Raw genomic sequence first — 16,266 nt, 5'->3', positions numbered from 1 at the left:
GGGATTGAGTAATAAATTTAGACAGCCAGAAATTAAACAGCCAGGATTTTGCCGTTGCGGACGAACGGCAATTTAACCACAGACGCGGCCAGTTTCTTGTCGCGGATTTCCACGTGCACGGTGTCGCCGACATTGACGCCCATCGGCACGCGCGCCAGCGCGATCGCCTGCTGCATGGTCGGGCTGAAGGTGCCGCTGGTGATTTCGCCGGTGGCTTCGCTGCCGGCCACGATGACTTTCTGGTGCGCGCGCAGCACGCCGCCTTTTTCACGCAGGATCAGGCCGACGAATTGCGCGTTCTGGCCCTTGGCCTGCAGCGCTGCCTTGCCGATGAAATCACGCTCGGACACGAGGTCGATGGTCCAGGCCAGGCCGGCGTCCAGCGGATTCACGGTTTCGTCCATGTCCTGGCCGTACAGGTTCATGCCGGCTTCCAGGCGCAGCGTGTCGCGTGCGCCCAGGCCTGCCGGCTTGACGCCGGCGGCGGCCAGCGCATTCCACAACTGCTCGGCCTTGTCGGCGGCGACGCCGATTTCAAAACCGTCTTCGCCGGTGTAGCCGGTGCGGGCGATCATCGCCTCGCCAAACGCTGCGCTTTGCGCGAAGGCGACGTTGAATGGCTTCATGTCAGCGGTGGACGCTTTCGATTCCGGGATCACTTCCCATACCTTGGCGCGCGCGTTCGGGCCTTGCACGGCGATCAGCGCCATGGCGTTATCGCCATCGCGGCGCTGGGTGATGGTCAGGCCGCCGGTATTCTGCTGCTGCATCCACGCCACGTCCTTCTCGGCGGTGCCGGCGTTGACCACCAGGCGGAACCAGTTCTCGTTGATGAAGTAGACGATCAGGTCGTCGATGACGGTGCCCTCTGGATTCAGCATGCAGGAGTAGAGCGCCTTGCCCGACACTTGCAGCTTGTCGACGTTGTTGGCCAGCAGGCCGCGCAGGAAGGCGCGCACATTGTCGCCCTTGATGTCGACCACGCACATGTGCGCCACGTCGAACATGCCGACGTCGGTGCGCACGGCGTTGTGTTCTTCGATTTGCGAACCGTAGTTGACCGGCATGTCCCAGCCGCCGAAATCGACCATGCGGGCGCCGGCAGCGCGGTGTGCGTTATTGAGTGGGGTAGCTTTGAGCGTCATGGTACGGTCCGAACGAAAAGAGGTTAACAGGGAATACAATGATTCCAGCATGTTGCGCCCCTCTGTCCTTGGTACCTGAGAGATAGCGGAAGCAGGTTCCGCACGCCCCTTCGGTGGGTTGCGTCCGCAACCTCTCTCCAGAGTTTGAGCCATATTGCAGGCCCCTTGACCGGTCCTTTTGCCTGAGAGTTTTTGGGTAGTGCCCCTTCGGCGGCAACGCGAGTTTGCCCTCTCCCGATCAAGACTCGGAAATATATGTCAGAAGGGCCTGAATGTCAATCTTGCCTGCGCGCGCACGAATGAACGGAAGGAAACCCTAAAAAGCAACAATTTGCTAGAATAAATCACATTATTTCGAGAGCCCACAGATGAGCCAAGACCAAAACAATTACGACGGGCATGCGTGGTTTACGCTGTCCGGCGATGTTAACAGTGATATGGTGCGCCGCGTGTTCGACGCGGTGGCCGATATGACCGAAGACCGCATTACCACCGCCCACATTCTGATCCAGTCGAATGGCGGCTATGTCAGTGACGGCATCTGCCTGTACAACTACCTGAGCAAGCTGCCGATCAAGATCGTCACCTACAATGCCGGCGCGGTGGCGTCGATCGCGGTGATCCTGTTCCTGGCCGGAGCCGAGCGCTATGCCAGCGACACCGCGCGCTTCATGGTGCACAAGTCGCACGCCAGCGCGCCGCACGGCGCCCGTCCGGATGCGCTGCGCATCATTGTCGAAGGCCTGCAGGCGGACGATGCCCGCACCGAGCAGATCCTGCGCAAGCACGTGGAGCTGAGCGAGGAACACTGGCGCACGCACGAATATTCGGACCTGCACCTGACGGCTGGCGAAGCGTTGAAAGTCGGCGTCATCAACGGCGTCGAAGATTTCGTGCCGCCCGAAGGCCAGCGCGTGACCAACATCTGAAGCCCGTATTCTCGCGGCGCTTGATGTAGGGCATATTCATCAACTCCCGGTAAACGTTACGATAAATCAACACTGTGCTGGTGGAACAGCCGGTGTGGGTTTTGTGCAGCGATTTACAATGGGAGTTTCTATCATGCGCAGTCAATTCGTCCCCCTTTCCATCCTGGCGCTCGCCTGGGTGGCCGCCGTCGGCAGCGCTGTTGCCGGCGAACCGATACAGCCAATTCCGCCCGCCAAAGTGAGCAACCCGGCCATGGTCGAATTGGGCAAGAAGCTGTTCTTTGACCCGCGCCTGTCGCGTTCCGGCTTTATTTCCTGCAATAGCTGCCACAACCTGAGCATGGGTGGCACCGACAACATCAAGTCGTCGATTGGCGATCGCTGGCAAAAAGGTCCGATCAATTCACCGACGGTGCTGAATTCCAGCATGAATCTGGCGCAGTTCTGGGATGGCCGCGCCAAGGATCTGAAGGAGCAGGCTGGCGGCCCGATTGCCAACCCGGGCGAGATGGCGTTCAGTCACGAACTGGCGATCGGTGTGCTGGCATCGATTCCCGCCTATCGCGCGGAGTTCAAGAAAGTCTTCAAGAAAGACGAGATCAATATCGACCAGGTCACGCGCGCCATCGCCGCCTTCGAGGAAGTGCTGGTAACGCCGGACTCGCGGTTTGACCAATGGCTGAAAGGCAAAAAGAACGCGCTGACCAGGGATGAACTGGCGGGCTACCAGCTATTCAAGTCCAGTGGGTGCGTGGCCTGTCACAATGGCCCGGCGGTGGGCGGGAATTCGTTCCAGAAAATGGGGATTGTCGAGCCTTACAAGGCGACCAGCGTGGCCGAAGGGCGTTCAGCGGTGACCGGCAAGGATAGCGACCGTTTCAACTTCAAGGTGCCGACCTTGCGCAATGTCGAGCTGACCTATCCGTACTTCCACGATGGTGAGGCGGCCACGTTGAAGCAGGCGGTGGATGTGATGGGACGTTTGCAGCTGGGACGACAATTTGACAGTGAAGAAAACCGCAAGCTGGTTGCCTTCCTGAAAACGCTGACGGGCAAGCAGCCGCAGCTGGTGCTGCCGATACTGCCGCCATCGAGTGACGAGACACCGCGGCCGGTGCCGTTCAACTGAAGGTGAATGATGCGGCGCGCGCGGCGCCGCATTTACCGCTGATGTGCTACTTAGCGGTTGCCGGATTGCTTGTCGTTTTTGTGGCTTTGACGACCAGCTTCGACGTGTTGCTCATGGGTGCCGCCTTGCGTGCCGCCGCTACGCGATCCGCTGGACGAGCCTGCGCTGCCCGATTGTTTGCTGCTACCTTGGTTCGAGCCCTGTTTGGAGCCCTGATTGCTGCTGCTGCCTTTTTGGTTCGAGTTCATTTTGATTCCTTTGTAAAATAAAAAAGAACGTACTCGCCAGAATCGTCCCGGCTGTTGGGTAGCTGAGGCGTTTCCGGTGACGTCATGATGCGTTCTGGCGCTTCTGATCGCTATCGGAGTTCCTCCTTGTGGCTTGTAGGAGATAAGCTTGTTGGGCCGCGCTGAAAATCATGATTGCTTTGTGGAAGCGTGTCACAATAAGTTGATCAATCGGAGCAGATCTTTTCATGAGTGCAACTTCGACAACCATAGCCACGCAGAAGAAGACGGTGTCGTCGCGTCATGCCTTGCTGGAGGAGTTGATTGGTATTGCGGTCAGGCATGCAGGGGATCAATACCTGGAGTTGGCCAACAAGTTGGCAGGCGCATTGATCGACGCCACCGATGGCGACACGCGGTTGATCCAGCAGCGCATTCGTGCCGGTAATCTGCTGCGCAACCGCAATTTCGCGTTCCTGCATCTGGCGACCAGCGCGCTGGGAAAAGCGCTGCGGCGCGAGATTGCCGAATTAGCGCCCACCGCCAAGCCCGCCACGCGCGCGCCGGTGCAGGCTTTGTCGCTGGTGTCGCTGGAGGAGATGGACAACAAGGTTGCGCTCGGCGGTGCCAGCAAGCCATTCGAGAGTTTGTATGCCGATGCCTTGCAGACCTTGAATGTGCGGCTGGCGTTCCTGCTGGAGCGGGATATATTGCGGATGAGCCAGAATCCCTTCCGGCCGGCGGTATTCCTGGCGGCGTTGCAGCAAGCGTGGCTGGAGTTCGATCCGGAGGAGGAGTCGAACGGGTTATTGCAGCCCTGGCTCAAGCCTGGCATGTTTATCGAACTGGCGCCGATGCTGGAGGCCTTGAGTTTGGCTTTGCAGAGCAAGGGCGTGCTGCCGGGATCGGTGGATGGCTATCAGCGGCGCAAGGCGGATGGTGGCGCCGCCGCGCGACCCAGGCCGAATCAGCAGGTGCTGGCGCAGCAGTTGCGGCAATTTTTTGCATCCAGCGATGTGGCCGGATCGGCGGCCGGGGAGATCGTTGACGGCATCGCCAGCGGCATGCTGGGCGCCGACGGCGGTGTCGACCTGTCGATACCCGACTTGCCGGCATCAGCGCTGGCGGCGGGGAATAATTGGGCGCCGAATGCCGGTCAGACAACGCATGGCCAAGTAGTCGGCGCCGCCGCCGTGGCAGCGCAGGCCAGCTGGCCGCAAGGTCCGGCGCGCGGCTTCAGCAGTGCGGCGATCAGCAACGAGGACGCTCAGCGCCAAGCCCAGCTGCACGCCAGGCAGCCCTTGCTGACCTATCTCGCCGAACTGCAAAAAGCCGTCCCCTACGAATCCATCGGCAGCCTGGCAGCGGTGGCGGGAGGCGGCAATGTGTTCTACCTGCCCAACCTCAAGCAAGCCATGCCGGAAGGCAGCCTGTCACGTGCCGATGAATCCACCATTGACCTGCTGTCAGCCGTGTTCGACACCGTATTTCGCGACCAGAGCATTTCACCTGAAACTCGCGAGCTGATCCGTTTCCTGCAAATCCCGGTCCTGAAGGCCGCGCTGGTCGACAAGAATTTCTTCTTCCAGGAAGCCCATCCGGCCCGCCGCCTGCTGGAACTGCTGTCGCGCATGGGCTGGGAGCAGCGCAAAGGCCCGGATGACCCGCTATTTCAGGCGATGCAGCGCAGCGTCGATCGTGTGGGCCGCGATTACGACAATGAAATGACCGTCTTCACGGAAGCCGTCAACGAACTGGAGGCCCAGATCCAGGCGGAAGAAAAAGCCGCAGCAGCCGCCATTGCCGCCCCGATTGCCGCCGCGCTCAAGCAGGAAAAAGTGGCGGAATCGAACAAGCTGGCAAAAAACGCCGTCGCCCTGCGCATCGGCACCGGCGAAGTGATCGCGATTATCGAAGCTTTTCTTGAGCAGCGCTGGGTGTCGGTGCTGACCATTGCCTATAGCGTGGAAGACGACAAGCCCGGCGCCGTCAACAACGCCACCAAAACCATGGACGACCTGATCTGGAGCGTGCGGCCCAAGTTCAGCGCCGACGACCGGAAGCAACTGATCGCCCGGCTGCCGGGCATGCTGTCCGCGCTGAACAAGTGGCTGGATGTCATCAAGTGGCAGGATGCCGACCGCTTACGGTTTTTTGCCGAGCTGGCGGAATGCCACGCGTCCATCGTCCGCGCGCCGATTGAAATGTCTGCCGAGCGTCAGGTCGAGATTGCCATGCAGGTCGCCCGTCAGGCCGCCGAGCGCAGGCTTGCATTGCAGGCGCAGGCAGCTGCCATCGCGCCGGTGGCGGAAGAGGGCGATGAGGCCGCCGTCGAGGTCGACAGCCTGACGCGGGGCATGTGGCTAGCGTTCGAGGAAGCAGATGGCGGGAGCCGCAAGGTCAAGCTGGCGTGGATCAGTCCACGGCGCACGCTGTATATTTTTTCCACGGCAGCCCGGCAGGAAGCATTTTCGCTGTCCGGCGACGAGTTGCTGCGCCGCTTGCGCGCTGGCAGTGCGCAGGTGCTGCACGCAGAGGGCGTGGTGGCTGTCGCGCTATCGCAGGCGCTTTCGCGCGGCGCGCACAGCGATGCCGGCACCAATCAGCCGGCCGCTGGCTGAACGCTGTTCGGCGGAAGGTCAAACAGCGCGGCGCTGTGCCGATTACCTCAGCGCAGATCCAGCAGCGCGGCACCATGCCGATTTCCTCAGCGCACAGCCAGCAGCGCGGCGCCGTGCCGATTACCTCAGCGCACAGTCAGCAGCGCGCCGCCCATGCCGATGAACACTACTGCCGTACTGCGGCCAGCGAGGCGACGGCGGCGGGCACTGGTTGCCACATTGCGCTTCAGCCAGGCCGCGCAACTGACGTAAAAGAAATGCGACAGCAGTGTGCAGGCGGTAAAGGTCGTAGTCAGCAGCATAAAGCGCAGCGGATCAATGTGGTCATGCGGCATAAATTGCGGGAATACCGCAGTAAAGAACAGAATCGCCTTGGGATTGCTGATCGCCACCAGCAGTCCCGCACGGAAGGTGCTGAAGCGGCTTTCCTCCACCGGGCGCGATGCTGCTTGCGCCGTCTGCTGCCCTGCGCCGCGCCAGGCCTTGATGCCGAGATACACCAGATAGGCCGCACCGGCCAGCTTCAGCAGCCCGAATGCCAGCTCCGACGCCTTCAGCAGCAGCCCCAGTCCGGTCACCGCCGTGGTGGCAACAATGAATACGCCCAACGCATTACCCGCCGAGCTATAAAAAGCCCGCCGCGCGCCCTGGCTGGACGCGGTGGAAATCGCCATCAGCACGCCTGGTCCCGGACTAAAAGCCGCAGCCAGCGATACGGAGAGAAACAGCAGCCAGGTCGAAAAACTCATCTTGCGCACTCCGTCGAATTAAAAACCGAGTATCGTTTTAAACTGGTTAAACATAAATGCTTTATTATTTATAATATTTTTAACCAGTGATTCACAATCATGGATAAATTGCGCAGCATGGAAGTGTTTGTCGGTGTCGCCGACGCCGGCAGCTTTACGGCGGCGGCCAGGGCCTTCGACCTCTCGGTGGTCATGGTCGGCAAGCACATTGCCGAACTGGAGCAGCGGCTGGGCGCGCGTCTGCTGAACCGTACCACGCGCCGTCAGAGCCTGACCGAGATCGGCGAGCAATACTGTGAGCAATGCCGCCAGATACTGGCGCACGTGCAAAGCGCTGAATCGGGCGCGCTGGCCATGCGTAGCGGCGCGCGCGGCAATCTGCGGATCAGCGCTCCGGTGGCCTTCGGCAGCGCCTTGCTGGCACCCAGGCTGCCGATTTACATGGCCGCCCATCCGGAGGTCAGTGTCGACCTGGAACTCAGCGAACGCATTTCTGATGTGGTGGAGGAAGGGCTGGACGCGGCTATCCGCATCGGCCGGCTGGAGGATTCCAGCATGATTGCCCGCCCGCTGAAGCCGTACGGCATGGTGATCTGCGCCGCGCCAGCCTACCTGGCCCAATACGGCGCGCCAGCGACACCCGCCGACCTGGCGCGGCATCAATGCCTGGATTTCCTGCATTGGCGGCGCGTGGTGCGCTGGAAACTGGACGCCCAGGCCGCGCCGCAGCCTAGCCGCTTCCGCTCCAACAATGGCCAGGCGCTGAAGCAGATGGCGCTGAACGGCTTCGGCCTGGCCATGCTGGCCGAAATCGTCGTCGCTGAAGAAATCGCCGACGGCCGCCTGGTGCCGCTGCTGTCCGACTATCTGCCGCCGCTGCGGCCGCTGCATCTGATTTACCCGCGTGGACGGCAGGCCACGCCGAAGCAGCGCAGCTTTGTCGACTTTGTCGTCGAGCATTTCGGCCTGTCCTGATCAGGGCGTACCGTTGGCGCCGTGTTGCAGCCAGCCGGCGCGCTCACCCAACCGCGCGGCCCAGGCCGCCAGCGACGGCAGTTGCGGCCTTGCCATTGGCGTGGACGTCCAGCGATTGAACGACAGGCCCAGCACGATATCGGCCAGCGTGAAAATGTCGCCGGCCACCCACGCGCCGGTCTGCGCCAGTTGCGCATCGAGTAGCGCCATCAGGCGGTTCCACTGCTGGATGCTGGCATTGACCGCTGCCGGATCGGCATGCGTCTCGCTGCGCCGCACCAGCGCCAGGAAGGCGTAGCGCCATGCGCTGTTCAATTCAGTGGCCTGCCAGTCCATCCACTTTTCAACCTGCGCACGTGCCATCGGCGCCGCCGGCAACAAGTCGTGGCGGCCATGCTTGCCGGCGAGGTAGCGGCAGATCGTATTCGATTCCCACAGCACATGGCCATCGTCGATCAGCACTGGCACCATGGCGTTGGGATTGCGCTGCTGCACATCGGTCCCGCTAGATGGCTCCAGCTGATACTGCAGGCCGATTTCGACGCAGGTCCACAGCACTTTGCGGACATTGATGGAGGTGGACTTGCCAAGTATGATCATTTTCAAAACATTCGGTTTAATTGTATGTACTTTAACGCGTACTTAACTTTTGTTGCGCTGCAATAGAGGCTAAAATATTGTCATACGGTGAAATAGGAGAGCACGATGTTTTGGTGGCATTGGTTAAGTGTGGCGGGCAGTCTGGCGGTGACCGGACCAATAGGTGTCGCCATCGCAGTTTGGCTGCTGGCTGGCAAGTCCTGGCGGCTGACCTGGACTTGGGCGCTGCTGTTCGGCGGCGGCATGGCGCTGGTGGTACTGACCAAGCTGGCTTTCATGGGTTGGGCGATCGGCATCGAGTCGGTGGAATTTGCCGGTTTCAGCGGCCATGCTATGCGTGCCGCCGCCGTTTATCCAGTGGCCGCCTTCCTCCTTACCCGCTCGTTGCCGCCGCTGGCGCAGATACTGGGCAGTACCGCTGGCGTGTTGCTGTCGGTGCTGATTGCCATGTCGCGCATCCATACCGAGGCCCACTCGCCGTCCGAAGCCTGGACCGGCTGCATACTCGGCCTGCTGGTGGCCGCCGCCTTCATCTGGTACGCCAACGCCGAACGCCAGATGGCGCTGAGCCGGGTATTGGTGGCGCTATGCCTGCCTGTGCTGCTGGTGGCGCCGCGCGTGCAGCCGATTCCGGCGGAGATGTGGATCGCCAAGGTGGCAACCTACCTGTCCGGCCGCGATCATCCCTACACCCGCGCCATGTGGCGCGCGCCCAAACCGCAGGTGCGCTGACAACGGTGTAGCACTATCCTTTTTCGGCCTGATATGATGCGCAAAATGGTATTATTGTGAAATTTTCCAGCCCAAACACCTAGATAACAACGTGCGTCTATCCTCCATCAAATTGTCGGGATTTAAGTCTTTCGTTGATCCCACCAATTTCCAGGTACCGGGTCAGTTGGTTGGCGTGGTGGGTCCCAACGGCTGCGGCAAGTCGAACATCATCGACGCCGTCCGCTGGGTGCTGGGCGAATCCAAGGCTTCGGAACTGCGCGGCGAGTCCATGCAGGACGTGATCTTCAACGGCTCTACCCACCGCAAGCCGGCTGGGCGCTCGTCGGTGGAGCTGGTGTTTGATAACAATGCGGGCAAGGCGGCGGGCCAGTGGGGCCAGTATGCCGAGATCGCCGTCAAGCGCACGCTGACGCGCGACGGCACCTCTACCTATTACATCAACGGCCAGCCGGTGCGCCGGCGCGACATCCAGGACATCTTCCTCGGCACCGGCCTCGGTCCGCGCGCCTATGCGATCATCGGCCAGGGCATGATTTCGCGGATTATCGAATCGCGGCCGGAAGAGTTGCGCGTGTTCCTGGAGGAGGCCGCTGGCGTATCGAAGTACAAGGAACGCCGTCGCGAAACCGAAAACCGCCTGCACGACACGCGCGAAAACCTGCTGCGCGTGGAAGACATCCTGCGCGAACTGAATTCCAACCTGGAGAAGCTGGAAGGACAGGCTGCGGTGGCGACCAAGTTCCACCAGCTGCAAGCCGACCAGGAAGAAAAGCAAAAGCTGCTTTGGCTGCTGCGCAAGATCGAAGCCGAGAACGAGCAGAAAAAATACTTCCGTGAAGTCGAGCAGGCACAGAACGATCTGGAAGAGCAGACCGCCAAGCTACGCAATGTCGAGCTGTCGCTGGAGCAGATGCGCCAGTCGCACTTTGCCGCCGGCGACCGCCTGCATTCGGCACAGGGCGCGCTGTACCAGACCAATGCGGAAATCGGCAGCCTGGAGGCACAGATCAAGTTCGTGGTCGAGTCGCGTGGCCGCTTGCAGGCGCAACTGGCGGCGCTGACCGCGCAGCGCGATCAATGGCAGCGTCAGGCCAGCGAAACCGGCGAGCAGATCGAGGAAGCGGAATTCTCGCTGGAAGAACTGGGCGCCAAGGTCGAGGAAGCGCAGATGATGGCTGAGCAAAAGGCCGAGTCGCTGCCGATGCTGGAACAGGCCTGGAAAGAAGCGCAGACCAGGAGTACTGAATCGCGCTCCCGCATCATGCAGGCGCAGCAGCAGCTGGAGCTGGAATCCGCGCACCAGCGCAATGCCAGCAACATCCTCAACGGCCTGGCCGTGCGGCGCGAGCGCCTGATGCAGGAAAAGACCGGCCTGGCGCTGCCGGATAGCGCGCATCTATCCAACCTGCGCCTGCAACTGGAAGAAAAGCAGCAGGCGCTGGAAGAGCAGAGCTTTGTGCTGGAAGAAGCACTGGAACAGCAACCGAAGCTGGAGCAGGAGCGGCACGAAGCGCAGCAGCAGGTGAATACCGAAACCGCCGCCAACGCGCAGCTGGAAGCGCGCCTGAACGCGCTGCGCCAGTTGCAGGAACGCGTGCAAACGCAGGGCAAGGTCACGCCGTGGTTGCAGAAGCATGAACTGGAATCGCTGCCGCGCCTGTGGCAAAAGCTGAATATCGAAACCGGCTGGGAGCCGGCGCTGGAATCTGTGCTGCGCGAGCGCACGTCGGCATTGCAGATGTCGAACATCGAGTGGGCCAAGGCCTTCTTCAGCGATGCACCGCCGGCCAAGCTGGCGCTGTATGCGCCGTCGACCGCCGTGCCGCCGGCGCCGGTGGAAGCGCCGGGCCTGAAGCCTTTCCTGAATCTGCTGAAGATTAACGATCCGGGTCTGCGCGGGCTGTTACAGGACTGGCTGCACAACGTCTACATCGCTGAAGACACCGCCGTAGCGTTCAATGAGCGCGCCAAATTGCCGGCAGGCGGCAGCATCATCACGCGCCAGGGCCATATCGTCACGCAGGGCAGCGTGCGTTTCTACGCCGCCGATTCGGAGCAGGACGGCATGCTGGGGCGTCAGCAGGAAATCGACAACATCACCAAGCAGCTGCGCGCGCAGCAGATGCTGGCCGATGAAGCGCGTTCGCGCTCGGTGCGCGCGGAAGCCGCAGTGACCGACCTGACGCGCCGCCTGACCGAGTACCGCGCCAAGCTGCAAAGCCTGCAGCAGTCGGTGCACACACTGCAACTGGAAGTGGTCAAGCTGTCGGAGATCGAGGCGCGCTTCACTCAGCGCAGCACGCAGATCGAAACCGACCTGTCCGAAATCACCGCGCAGGAAGAGGAACAGACCCAGATCAAGCTGGAGTCCGAGGAAAAGTTCGAGCAGCTGGACATGGAGCTGGGCGAGCTGCAAGGCACGCACGAAGACGGTCAGACCGAATTCATGCAAAAGGAACAGCGCCTGGCCGATGCGCGCGAAGCGCTGCGCGACCTCGAACGCGCCGCACAGGAAGTGCAGTTCGCAGAAAAAACGCAGCGTAGCAAGATCGAGGAATTCCGCCGCACTATTGCCACCGCCACCGCACAGGTGGCGCAGGTGACGGAAAGCATGGAGGCCGGCCGCATGGAACTGGAAAGCCTGGAGCAGGGCACGGCCAACGAAGGCTTGCAGGACCTGCTGGACCGCCGCACCGACCAGGAAAAAGCGCTGTCCGATGCGCGCCACGAACTCGATCAGATCGCGCAGCAGCTGCGCATGTTCGAGGAAGGCCGCATGTCGACCGAGCGCGCGTTGCAACCGCAACGCGACAAGATCATGGAAATGCAGCTGAAGGAGCAGGCCGCGCGCTTGAATCAGGAACAGTTTGCCGCCCAGCTGGCCGAAGTGCAGGCCGACGAGGCGGCGCTGGCCGAGAAGCTGCACCCGGACATGAAGGCGTCCTACCTGCAAGGCGAGGTGACGCGCCTGACCAACGCCATTTCGATGCTGGGCGCCGTCAACCTGGCGGCGCTGGACGAACTGGCCACTGCGTCCGAGCGCAAGAACTTCCTCGATTCGCAAAACGCGGATCTGACGGAAGCCATCAATACGCTGGAAGACGCCATCACCAAGATCGACAAGGAAACGCGCGATCTGCTGCAGGATACCTTCGACCGTGTCAACGGCCACTTCTCCGAGCTGTTCCCGATCCTGTTCGGCGGCGGCCAGGCGAAGCTGATCATGACCGGCGACGAAATCCTCGACTCCGGCGTGCAGGTGATGGCCCAGCCGCCGGGCAAGAAGAACGCCACCATCCACCTGCTATCCGGTGGCGAGAAAGCGCTGACCGCCACCGCGCTGGTGTTCTCCATGTTCCGCCTGAATCCGGCGCCATTCTGCCTGCTGGACGAGGTGGACGCGCCACTGGACGACGCCAATACCGAACGATTCTGCCGCATGGTCAAGCGCATGTCCGAACATACACAATTCCTCTTCATCTCGCACAACAAGATTGCGATGGAGATGGCCAATCAACTGATCGGTGTGACGATGCAAGAGCAGGGTGTATCGCGCATCGTGGCGGTGGATATGGAATCCGCCGCAAACTTCGCTACCGAGGCACAAGCAGCATGACAGATCTCCAACTCAGTTTAATCGCAGCCGCCGGCGTGTTTGTCGCCGGTGTCTTCACGTACAACAAGATCCAGGAATACAAGGCCAAGAAAAGCGTCGAACGCGCTTTCGCAACCGACCATGACGATGTGCTGATGCGCAGCGGCGAAGAACCGCAGCTGGCACCGGGCGTGGACCCGGTCGCGCCGCACGTCCGTCAGGAACCGAGTTTCTCGCTCGATAGCGCGGCGCCTGGCGTGGCCGGCGGCGAAGCTTCCGCCGCTGCTGCGGCATTGGGCGCGGTAGCCGCTGAATTCACCACCGACGATGTCGCCGGCCAGCCCGCCAGCGATGCCGAACTGGCCGCACGCGCCAATGCCGCTTCAGCGGTGGCAGCGGAACAGGCCACAGCACTGGTCGATCCGCTGATCGACTGCCTGCTGCCGCTGGCGCTGGAAGCCCCGGCGCGCGGCGACAAGCTGCTGCCGGTGCTGCAAACCCTGCGCATGGTCGGCAACAAGCCGGTGCACTACATCGGCAAGGCAGTCAGTGGCGACTGGGAACCGATCGCCCATGGCGGCGTCTATACCGAACTGCAAGGCGGCGTGCAGCTGGCCAGCCGCAGCACCGCGCTGAACGAGCTGGAATACTCCGAACTGGTGACGCGCCTGCGCGCGATGGCCGATGAAATCGGCGCCGAGCCGGCGATTCCGGACATGATCGAGGTGATGGCCGAGGCGCGCAACCTGCATCGCTTCGTTGCCGGACATGACGCGCAACTGGGCGTCAATCTGCAATCGAACGGCGCACCGTGGGCAATCAACACGCTGATCGGCGCGCTGGAGAAGCAGGGCTTCGATGTGCGTCCGGACGGCCGCTTTGTCATGCCGGACGGCGAAGGCGGCTTCCTGTTCTCGCTGTCGACCAACGTGACGCCGGCCGAGGAAACCACGGCCCGCCTGACGCTGCTGCTGGACGTGCCATGCGTGGCGCCGGCGCGCGACGGCTTCGGCGCGATGGTGGCTTGCGCGAAATCGCTGGTGGCGCGCCTGGACGCGACCATCGTTGACGATTACAACCAGCCGCTGTCGGATGCGGCGTTGACCGAGATCGCCAGCCAGGTGCAGGATTTCTACACCGAGATGAATGACGCCGACATCCCGGCTGGCTCCACCCGCGCGCTGCGTCTGTTCAGCTGAGAAGGTTGGCAATGTCAGAAGTAGATTTCAAAACGCGCATCGAGCAACTCAGCGCGGAGCTGAACCGGCATTTGCACGCCTATCACGTCGAAGACGCGCCCACCATCCCGGACGCCGAGTACGACAAGCTGTTTATCGCGCTGCAAAAGCTCGAAGCGTCACATCCGGAGCTGGCGCTGCCGGACTCGCCGACCAGGCGTGTCGGCGCGGCGCCGCTGCCACAGTTCGAGCAAGTCAGCCATACGGTGCCAATGCTGTCGCTGAACAATGGCTTCACCGACGAGGACATCGAGAACTTCGACCGACGCGTGCGCGAAGGCCTGGACACCGCCGCGCTGGTGGAATACGCCGCCGAAGTCAAATACGACGGCCTGGCGATCAACCTGCGCTACATCCACGGCGTGCTGACCGAAGCCGCCACGCGCGGCGACGGCTACACCGGCGAGGACGTCACCACCAACATCCGTACCATCCGCAGCATTCCGCTGCGCCTGAAGACCGACAATCCACCGGCCATCCTCGACGTGCGCGGCGAGGTGCTGATGTTCAAGAAGGATTTCGAGTCGATGAATGCGCGCCAGCGCGAAGCAGGCCAGAAGGAGTTCGTTAACCCGCGCAACGCGGCGGCGGGCAGCCTGCGCCAGCTGGACTCGCGCATCACCGCATCGCGCAAGCTGAGCTTCTTCGCCTATGGCATTGGCGCGCTGGAAGGCGCTGAGATGCCGCCGTCGCACTCGGCGCTGCTGGACTGGTATCGCACGCTTGGCCTGCCAGTGGCCAAGGAAGCCTCGGTGGTGCGCGGCTACGATGGCCTGATGGCTTACTACAAGCGGATAGGCGATGCCCGTCCGGCCATGCCCTACGAAATCGACGGCGTGGTGTACAAGGCCAACCGCCTGGAAGACCAGCGCACGCTGGGCTTCGTTTCGCGCGCGCCGCGTTTCGCGCTGGCGCACAAATTCCCGGCGGAGGAGGCGCTGACCGTGGTGCAGGCGATTGAAGTGCAGGTGGGCCGCACCGGCGCCATCACGCCGGTGGCGCGGCTGGCTTCCGTGTTCGTCGGTGGCGTCAACGTCACCAACGCCACGCTGCACAATGAAGATGAGGTACGCCGCAAGGACGTGCGCGTTGGCGACACTGTCATCGTGCGCCGCGCCGGCGACGTGATCCCGGAAGTGCTGTCGGTGGTGCTGGAGCGCCGTCCCGATTCAACGGTCGCCTACGAACTGCCGAAGGAATGCCCGGTATGCGGTTCGCACGTGGTGCGTGAAGAGGGCGAGGCGATTGCGCGCTGCTCCGGCGGCCTGTTCTGCTCCGCGCAGCGCAAGGAAGCCATCCGCCACTTCGCCGGCCGCCGCATGATGGACATCGAAGGCCTGGGCGACCGCTATATCGACAGCCTGGTCGAATGGGGCAAGGTGCAGCGCGTGGCCGACCTGTATGCGCTGAAGCTGGAAGACCTGCTGGACATGAAGCGGCTGGCGGATGAACGCGACGCGCTTGATCCGACTGCGACGCCGGAGACGGTCGCCAAGGGCAAGATCGCCACCAAGTGGGCGGACAACCTGCTGGAAGCGATCGCCGCCAGCAAGAACCCGCCGCTGGAGCGCTTGCTGTTCGCGCTCGGCATCCGTCACGTCGGCGAATCCACCGCCAAGACGCTGGCCGAATGGCTGGGCCGCTTTGAACTGGTGCGCCGCGTGCCGGCCGCGCTGCTGCGCGTGCTGCCGGACATCGGTGGCACGGTGGCGGAATCGATCGCCGACTTCTTCGCCGAACCCAAGAACCAGCAAGCCATCGACGCGCTGCTGGCGGCCGGCGTGGCGCCGAAAGGCGAGCATGCGCCAAGCGCCAAGCTGCGTGAAAAACTCGATCCGGTCAAGCTGATGGCCGCGTTGGCAATCCCTAAACTGACCGAACCACGCAGCAAGCAGCTGGTGGAAGAGGGCGTGACGCTGGAGGCGCTGGCTTACCTCAACGTGTTCAATGTCTTCGGCCTGCCTGCTACGGTGGCGGAGTCGGTGGAGAGCTGGATGGCGCAGCCGGACAACCGCGCCAAGGTCAAGGCGCTGCACCTGCTGCGCGAAGACCTGCTGGCGCAACTGCCGGAAAGCGTCTCCAGCGAAGGCCACCTGACTGGCAAAACCTTTGTGCTGACCGGCACGCTGCCGACCATGGGCCGCGACCAGGCCGCCGCGCTGATCGAGGCGGAAGGTGGCAAGGTGTCCGGTTCCGTCTCGAAGAAGACGCATTATCTGGTTGCCGGCGCCGATGCCGGCAGCAAGCTGGCCAAAGCGCAGGAACTGGAAGTGACCGTCCTCGACGAAGCCGGCCTGCTGGCCCTCCTATCGCAGAAATAACC

The 16,266-nt window shown here is 62.2% G+C and carries 12 protein-coding genes and 2 riboswitches; of the genes, 8 read left to right on the top strand and 4 right to left on the bottom strand.

What is annotated here, in order from left to right:
* Nucleotides 1-32 precede the first annotated feature (32 nt).
* Complete coding sequence (gene gcvT / locus BLS51_RS01855; RefSeq protein WP_090179218.1) at nt 33-1,145, bottom strand: glycine cleavage system aminomethyltransferase GcvT; 1,113 nt, start codon at nt 1,143-1,145, stop codon at nt 33-35.
* Nucleotides 1,146-1,197: 52 nt separating this feature from the next.
* Nucleotides 1,198-1,296: riboswitch (glycine riboswitch) on the bottom strand.
* A gap of 9 nt (nt 1,297-1,305) precedes the next feature.
* Nucleotides 1,306-1,392: riboswitch (glycine riboswitch) on the bottom strand.
* Nucleotides 1,393-1,513: 121 nt separating this feature from the next.
* Here gcvT and BLS51_RS01850 point away from each other — a divergent pair.
* Both BLS51_RS01850 and BLS51_RS01845 read left to right on the top strand, forming a co-directional pair.
* Nucleotides 1,514-2,074, top strand: a complete 561-nt coding sequence (locus BLS51_RS01850) for an ATP-dependent Clp protease proteolytic subunit (RefSeq protein ID WP_090179221.1) — start codon at nt 1,514-1,516, stop codon at nt 2,072-2,074.
* Between the two features lie 133 nt (nt 2,075-2,207).
* Nucleotides 2,208-3,203, top strand: coding sequence for a cytochrome-c peroxidase (locus tag BLS51_RS01845; protein WP_090179224.1), 996 nt, complete (start codon nt 2,208-2,210; stop codon nt 3,201-3,203).
* A gap of 50 nt (nt 3,204-3,253) precedes the next feature.
* Here the strand turns inward: BLS51_RS01845 and BLS51_RS01840 are convergent, their stop codons facing one another.
* The gene (locus tag BLS51_RS01840; RefSeq protein WP_090179228.1) at nt 3,254-3,451 is read right to left on the bottom strand and encodes a hypothetical protein; all 198 of its coding nucleotides are present in this window, start codon (nt 3,449-3,451) and stop codon (nt 3,254-3,256) included.
* Nucleotides 3,452-3,678: 227 nt separating this feature from the next.
* On the opposite strand from BLS51_RS01840, the gene BLS51_RS01835 reads away from it, so the two are divergent.
* On the top strand, nt 3,679-6,051 hold the full coding sequence (locus tag BLS51_RS01835) for a DUF1631 family protein (RefSeq protein ID WP_090179233.1): 2,373 nt from the start codon (nt 3,679-3,681) through the stop codon (nt 6,049-6,051).
* 125 nt (nt 6,052-6,176) lie between these two features.
* Here BLS51_RS01835 and BLS51_RS01830 read toward each other — a convergent pair whose 3' ends face one another.
* Nucleotides 6,177-6,800, bottom strand: coding sequence for a LysE family translocator (locus tag BLS51_RS01830; RefSeq protein WP_090179236.1), 624 nt, complete (start codon nt 6,798-6,800; stop codon nt 6,177-6,179).
* 99 nt (nt 6,801-6,899) lie between these two features.
* Here BLS51_RS01830 and BLS51_RS01825 point away from each other — a divergent pair, with 99 nt between their 5' ends.
* Nucleotides 6,900-7,775, top strand: a complete 876-nt coding sequence (locus tag BLS51_RS01825; RefSeq protein ID WP_090179239.1) for a LysR family transcriptional regulator — start codon at nt 6,900-6,902, stop codon at nt 7,773-7,775.
* Here the strand turns inward: BLS51_RS01825 and BLS51_RS01820 are convergent, their stop codons facing one another.
* Nucleotides 7,776-8,375: a glutathione S-transferase family protein gene (locus tag BLS51_RS01820; RefSeq protein ID WP_090179242.1), complete on the bottom strand. Its 600-nt coding sequence runs from the start codon at nt 8,373-8,375 to the stop codon at nt 7,776-7,778. It abuts the gene before it with no gap.
* A 105-nt stretch (nt 8,376-8,480) separates the two neighbouring features.
* On the opposite strand from BLS51_RS01820, the gene BLS51_RS01815 reads away from it, so the two are divergent.
* The 4 genes from BLS51_RS01815 (at nt 8,481) to ligA (ending at nt 16,264) form a co-directional block, all read left to right on the top strand.
* Entirely contained in the window at nt 8,481-9,107 is a 627-nt protein-coding gene (locus BLS51_RS01815) for a phosphatase PAP2 family protein (RefSeq protein ID WP_090179245.1), read from the top strand.
* Nucleotides 9,108-9,198: 91 nt separating this feature from the next.
* Entirely contained in the window at nt 9,199-12,726 is a 3,528-nt protein-coding gene (gene smc, locus BLS51_RS01810; RefSeq protein ID WP_090179248.1) for a chromosome segregation protein SMC, read from the top strand.
* Nucleotides 12,723-13,904, top strand: a complete 1,182-nt coding sequence (locus BLS51_RS01805; RefSeq protein WP_090179251.1) for a cell division protein ZipA C-terminal FtsZ-binding domain-containing protein — start codon at nt 12,723-12,725, stop codon at nt 13,902-13,904. Before smc ends, BLS51_RS01805 begins: the two co-directional genes overlap by 4 nt.
* 11 nt (nt 13,905-13,915) lie before the next feature.
* Nucleotides 13,916-16,264: an NAD-dependent DNA ligase LigA gene (ligA, locus tag BLS51_RS01800; RefSeq protein WP_090179254.1), complete on the top strand. Its 2,349-nt coding sequence runs from the start codon at nt 13,916-13,918 to the stop codon at nt 16,262-16,264.
* Nucleotides 16,265-16,266 lie beyond the last annotated feature (2 nt).

The organism is Duganella sp. OV510 (assembly GCF_900100205.1).
GTDB lineage: Bacteria > Pseudomonadota > Gammaproteobacteria > Burkholderiales > Burkholderiaceae_D > Rugamonas.
Note: the sequence above shows the minus strand (reverse complement) of the source record. Positions and strands in the feature narration are given on the sequence as shown.

What these genes read in the sequence shown, in the direction of transcription:
- gcvT (WP_090179218.1), bottom strand. Translation starts at nt 1,145, where the DNA reads ATGACGCTCAAAGCTACCCCACTCAATAACGCACACCGCGCTGCCGGC.
- BLS51_RS01850 (WP_090179221.1), top strand. Translation starts at nt 1,514, where the DNA reads ATGAGCCAAGACCAAAACAATTACGACGGGCATGCGTGGTTTACGCTG.
- BLS51_RS01845 (WP_090179224.1), top strand. Translation starts at nt 2,208, where the DNA reads ATGCGCAGTCAATTCGTCCCCCTTTCCATCCTGGCGCTCGCCTGGGTG.
- BLS51_RS01840 (WP_090179228.1), bottom strand. Translation starts at nt 3,451, where the DNA reads ATGAACTCGAACCAAAAAGGCAGCAGCAGCAATCAGGGCTCCAAACAG.
- BLS51_RS01835 (WP_090179233.1), top strand. Translation starts at nt 3,679, where the DNA reads ATGAGTGCAACTTCGACAACCATAGCCACGCAGAAGAAGACGGTGTCG.
- BLS51_RS01830 (WP_090179236.1), bottom strand. Translation starts at nt 6,800, where the DNA reads ATGAGTTTTTCGACCTGGCTGCTGTTTCTCTCCGTATCGCTGGCTGCG.
- BLS51_RS01825 (WP_090179239.1), top strand. Translation starts at nt 6,900, where the DNA reads ATGGATAAATTGCGCAGCATGGAAGTGTTTGTCGGTGTCGCCGACGCC.
- BLS51_RS01820 (WP_090179242.1), bottom strand. Translation starts at nt 8,375, where the DNA reads ATGATCATACTTGGCAAGTCCACCTCCATCAATGTCCGCAAAGTGCTG.
- BLS51_RS01815 (WP_090179245.1), top strand. Translation starts at nt 8,481, where the DNA reads ATGTTTTGGTGGCATTGGTTAAGTGTGGCGGGCAGTCTGGCGGTGACC.
- BLS51_RS01805 (WP_090179251.1), top strand. Translation starts at nt 12,723, where the DNA reads ATGACAGATCTCCAACTCAGTTTAATCGCAGCCGCCGGCGTGTTTGTC.
- ligA (WP_090179254.1), top strand. Translation starts at nt 13,916, where the DNA reads ATGTCAGAAGTAGATTTCAAAACGCGCATCGAGCAACTCAGCGCGGAG.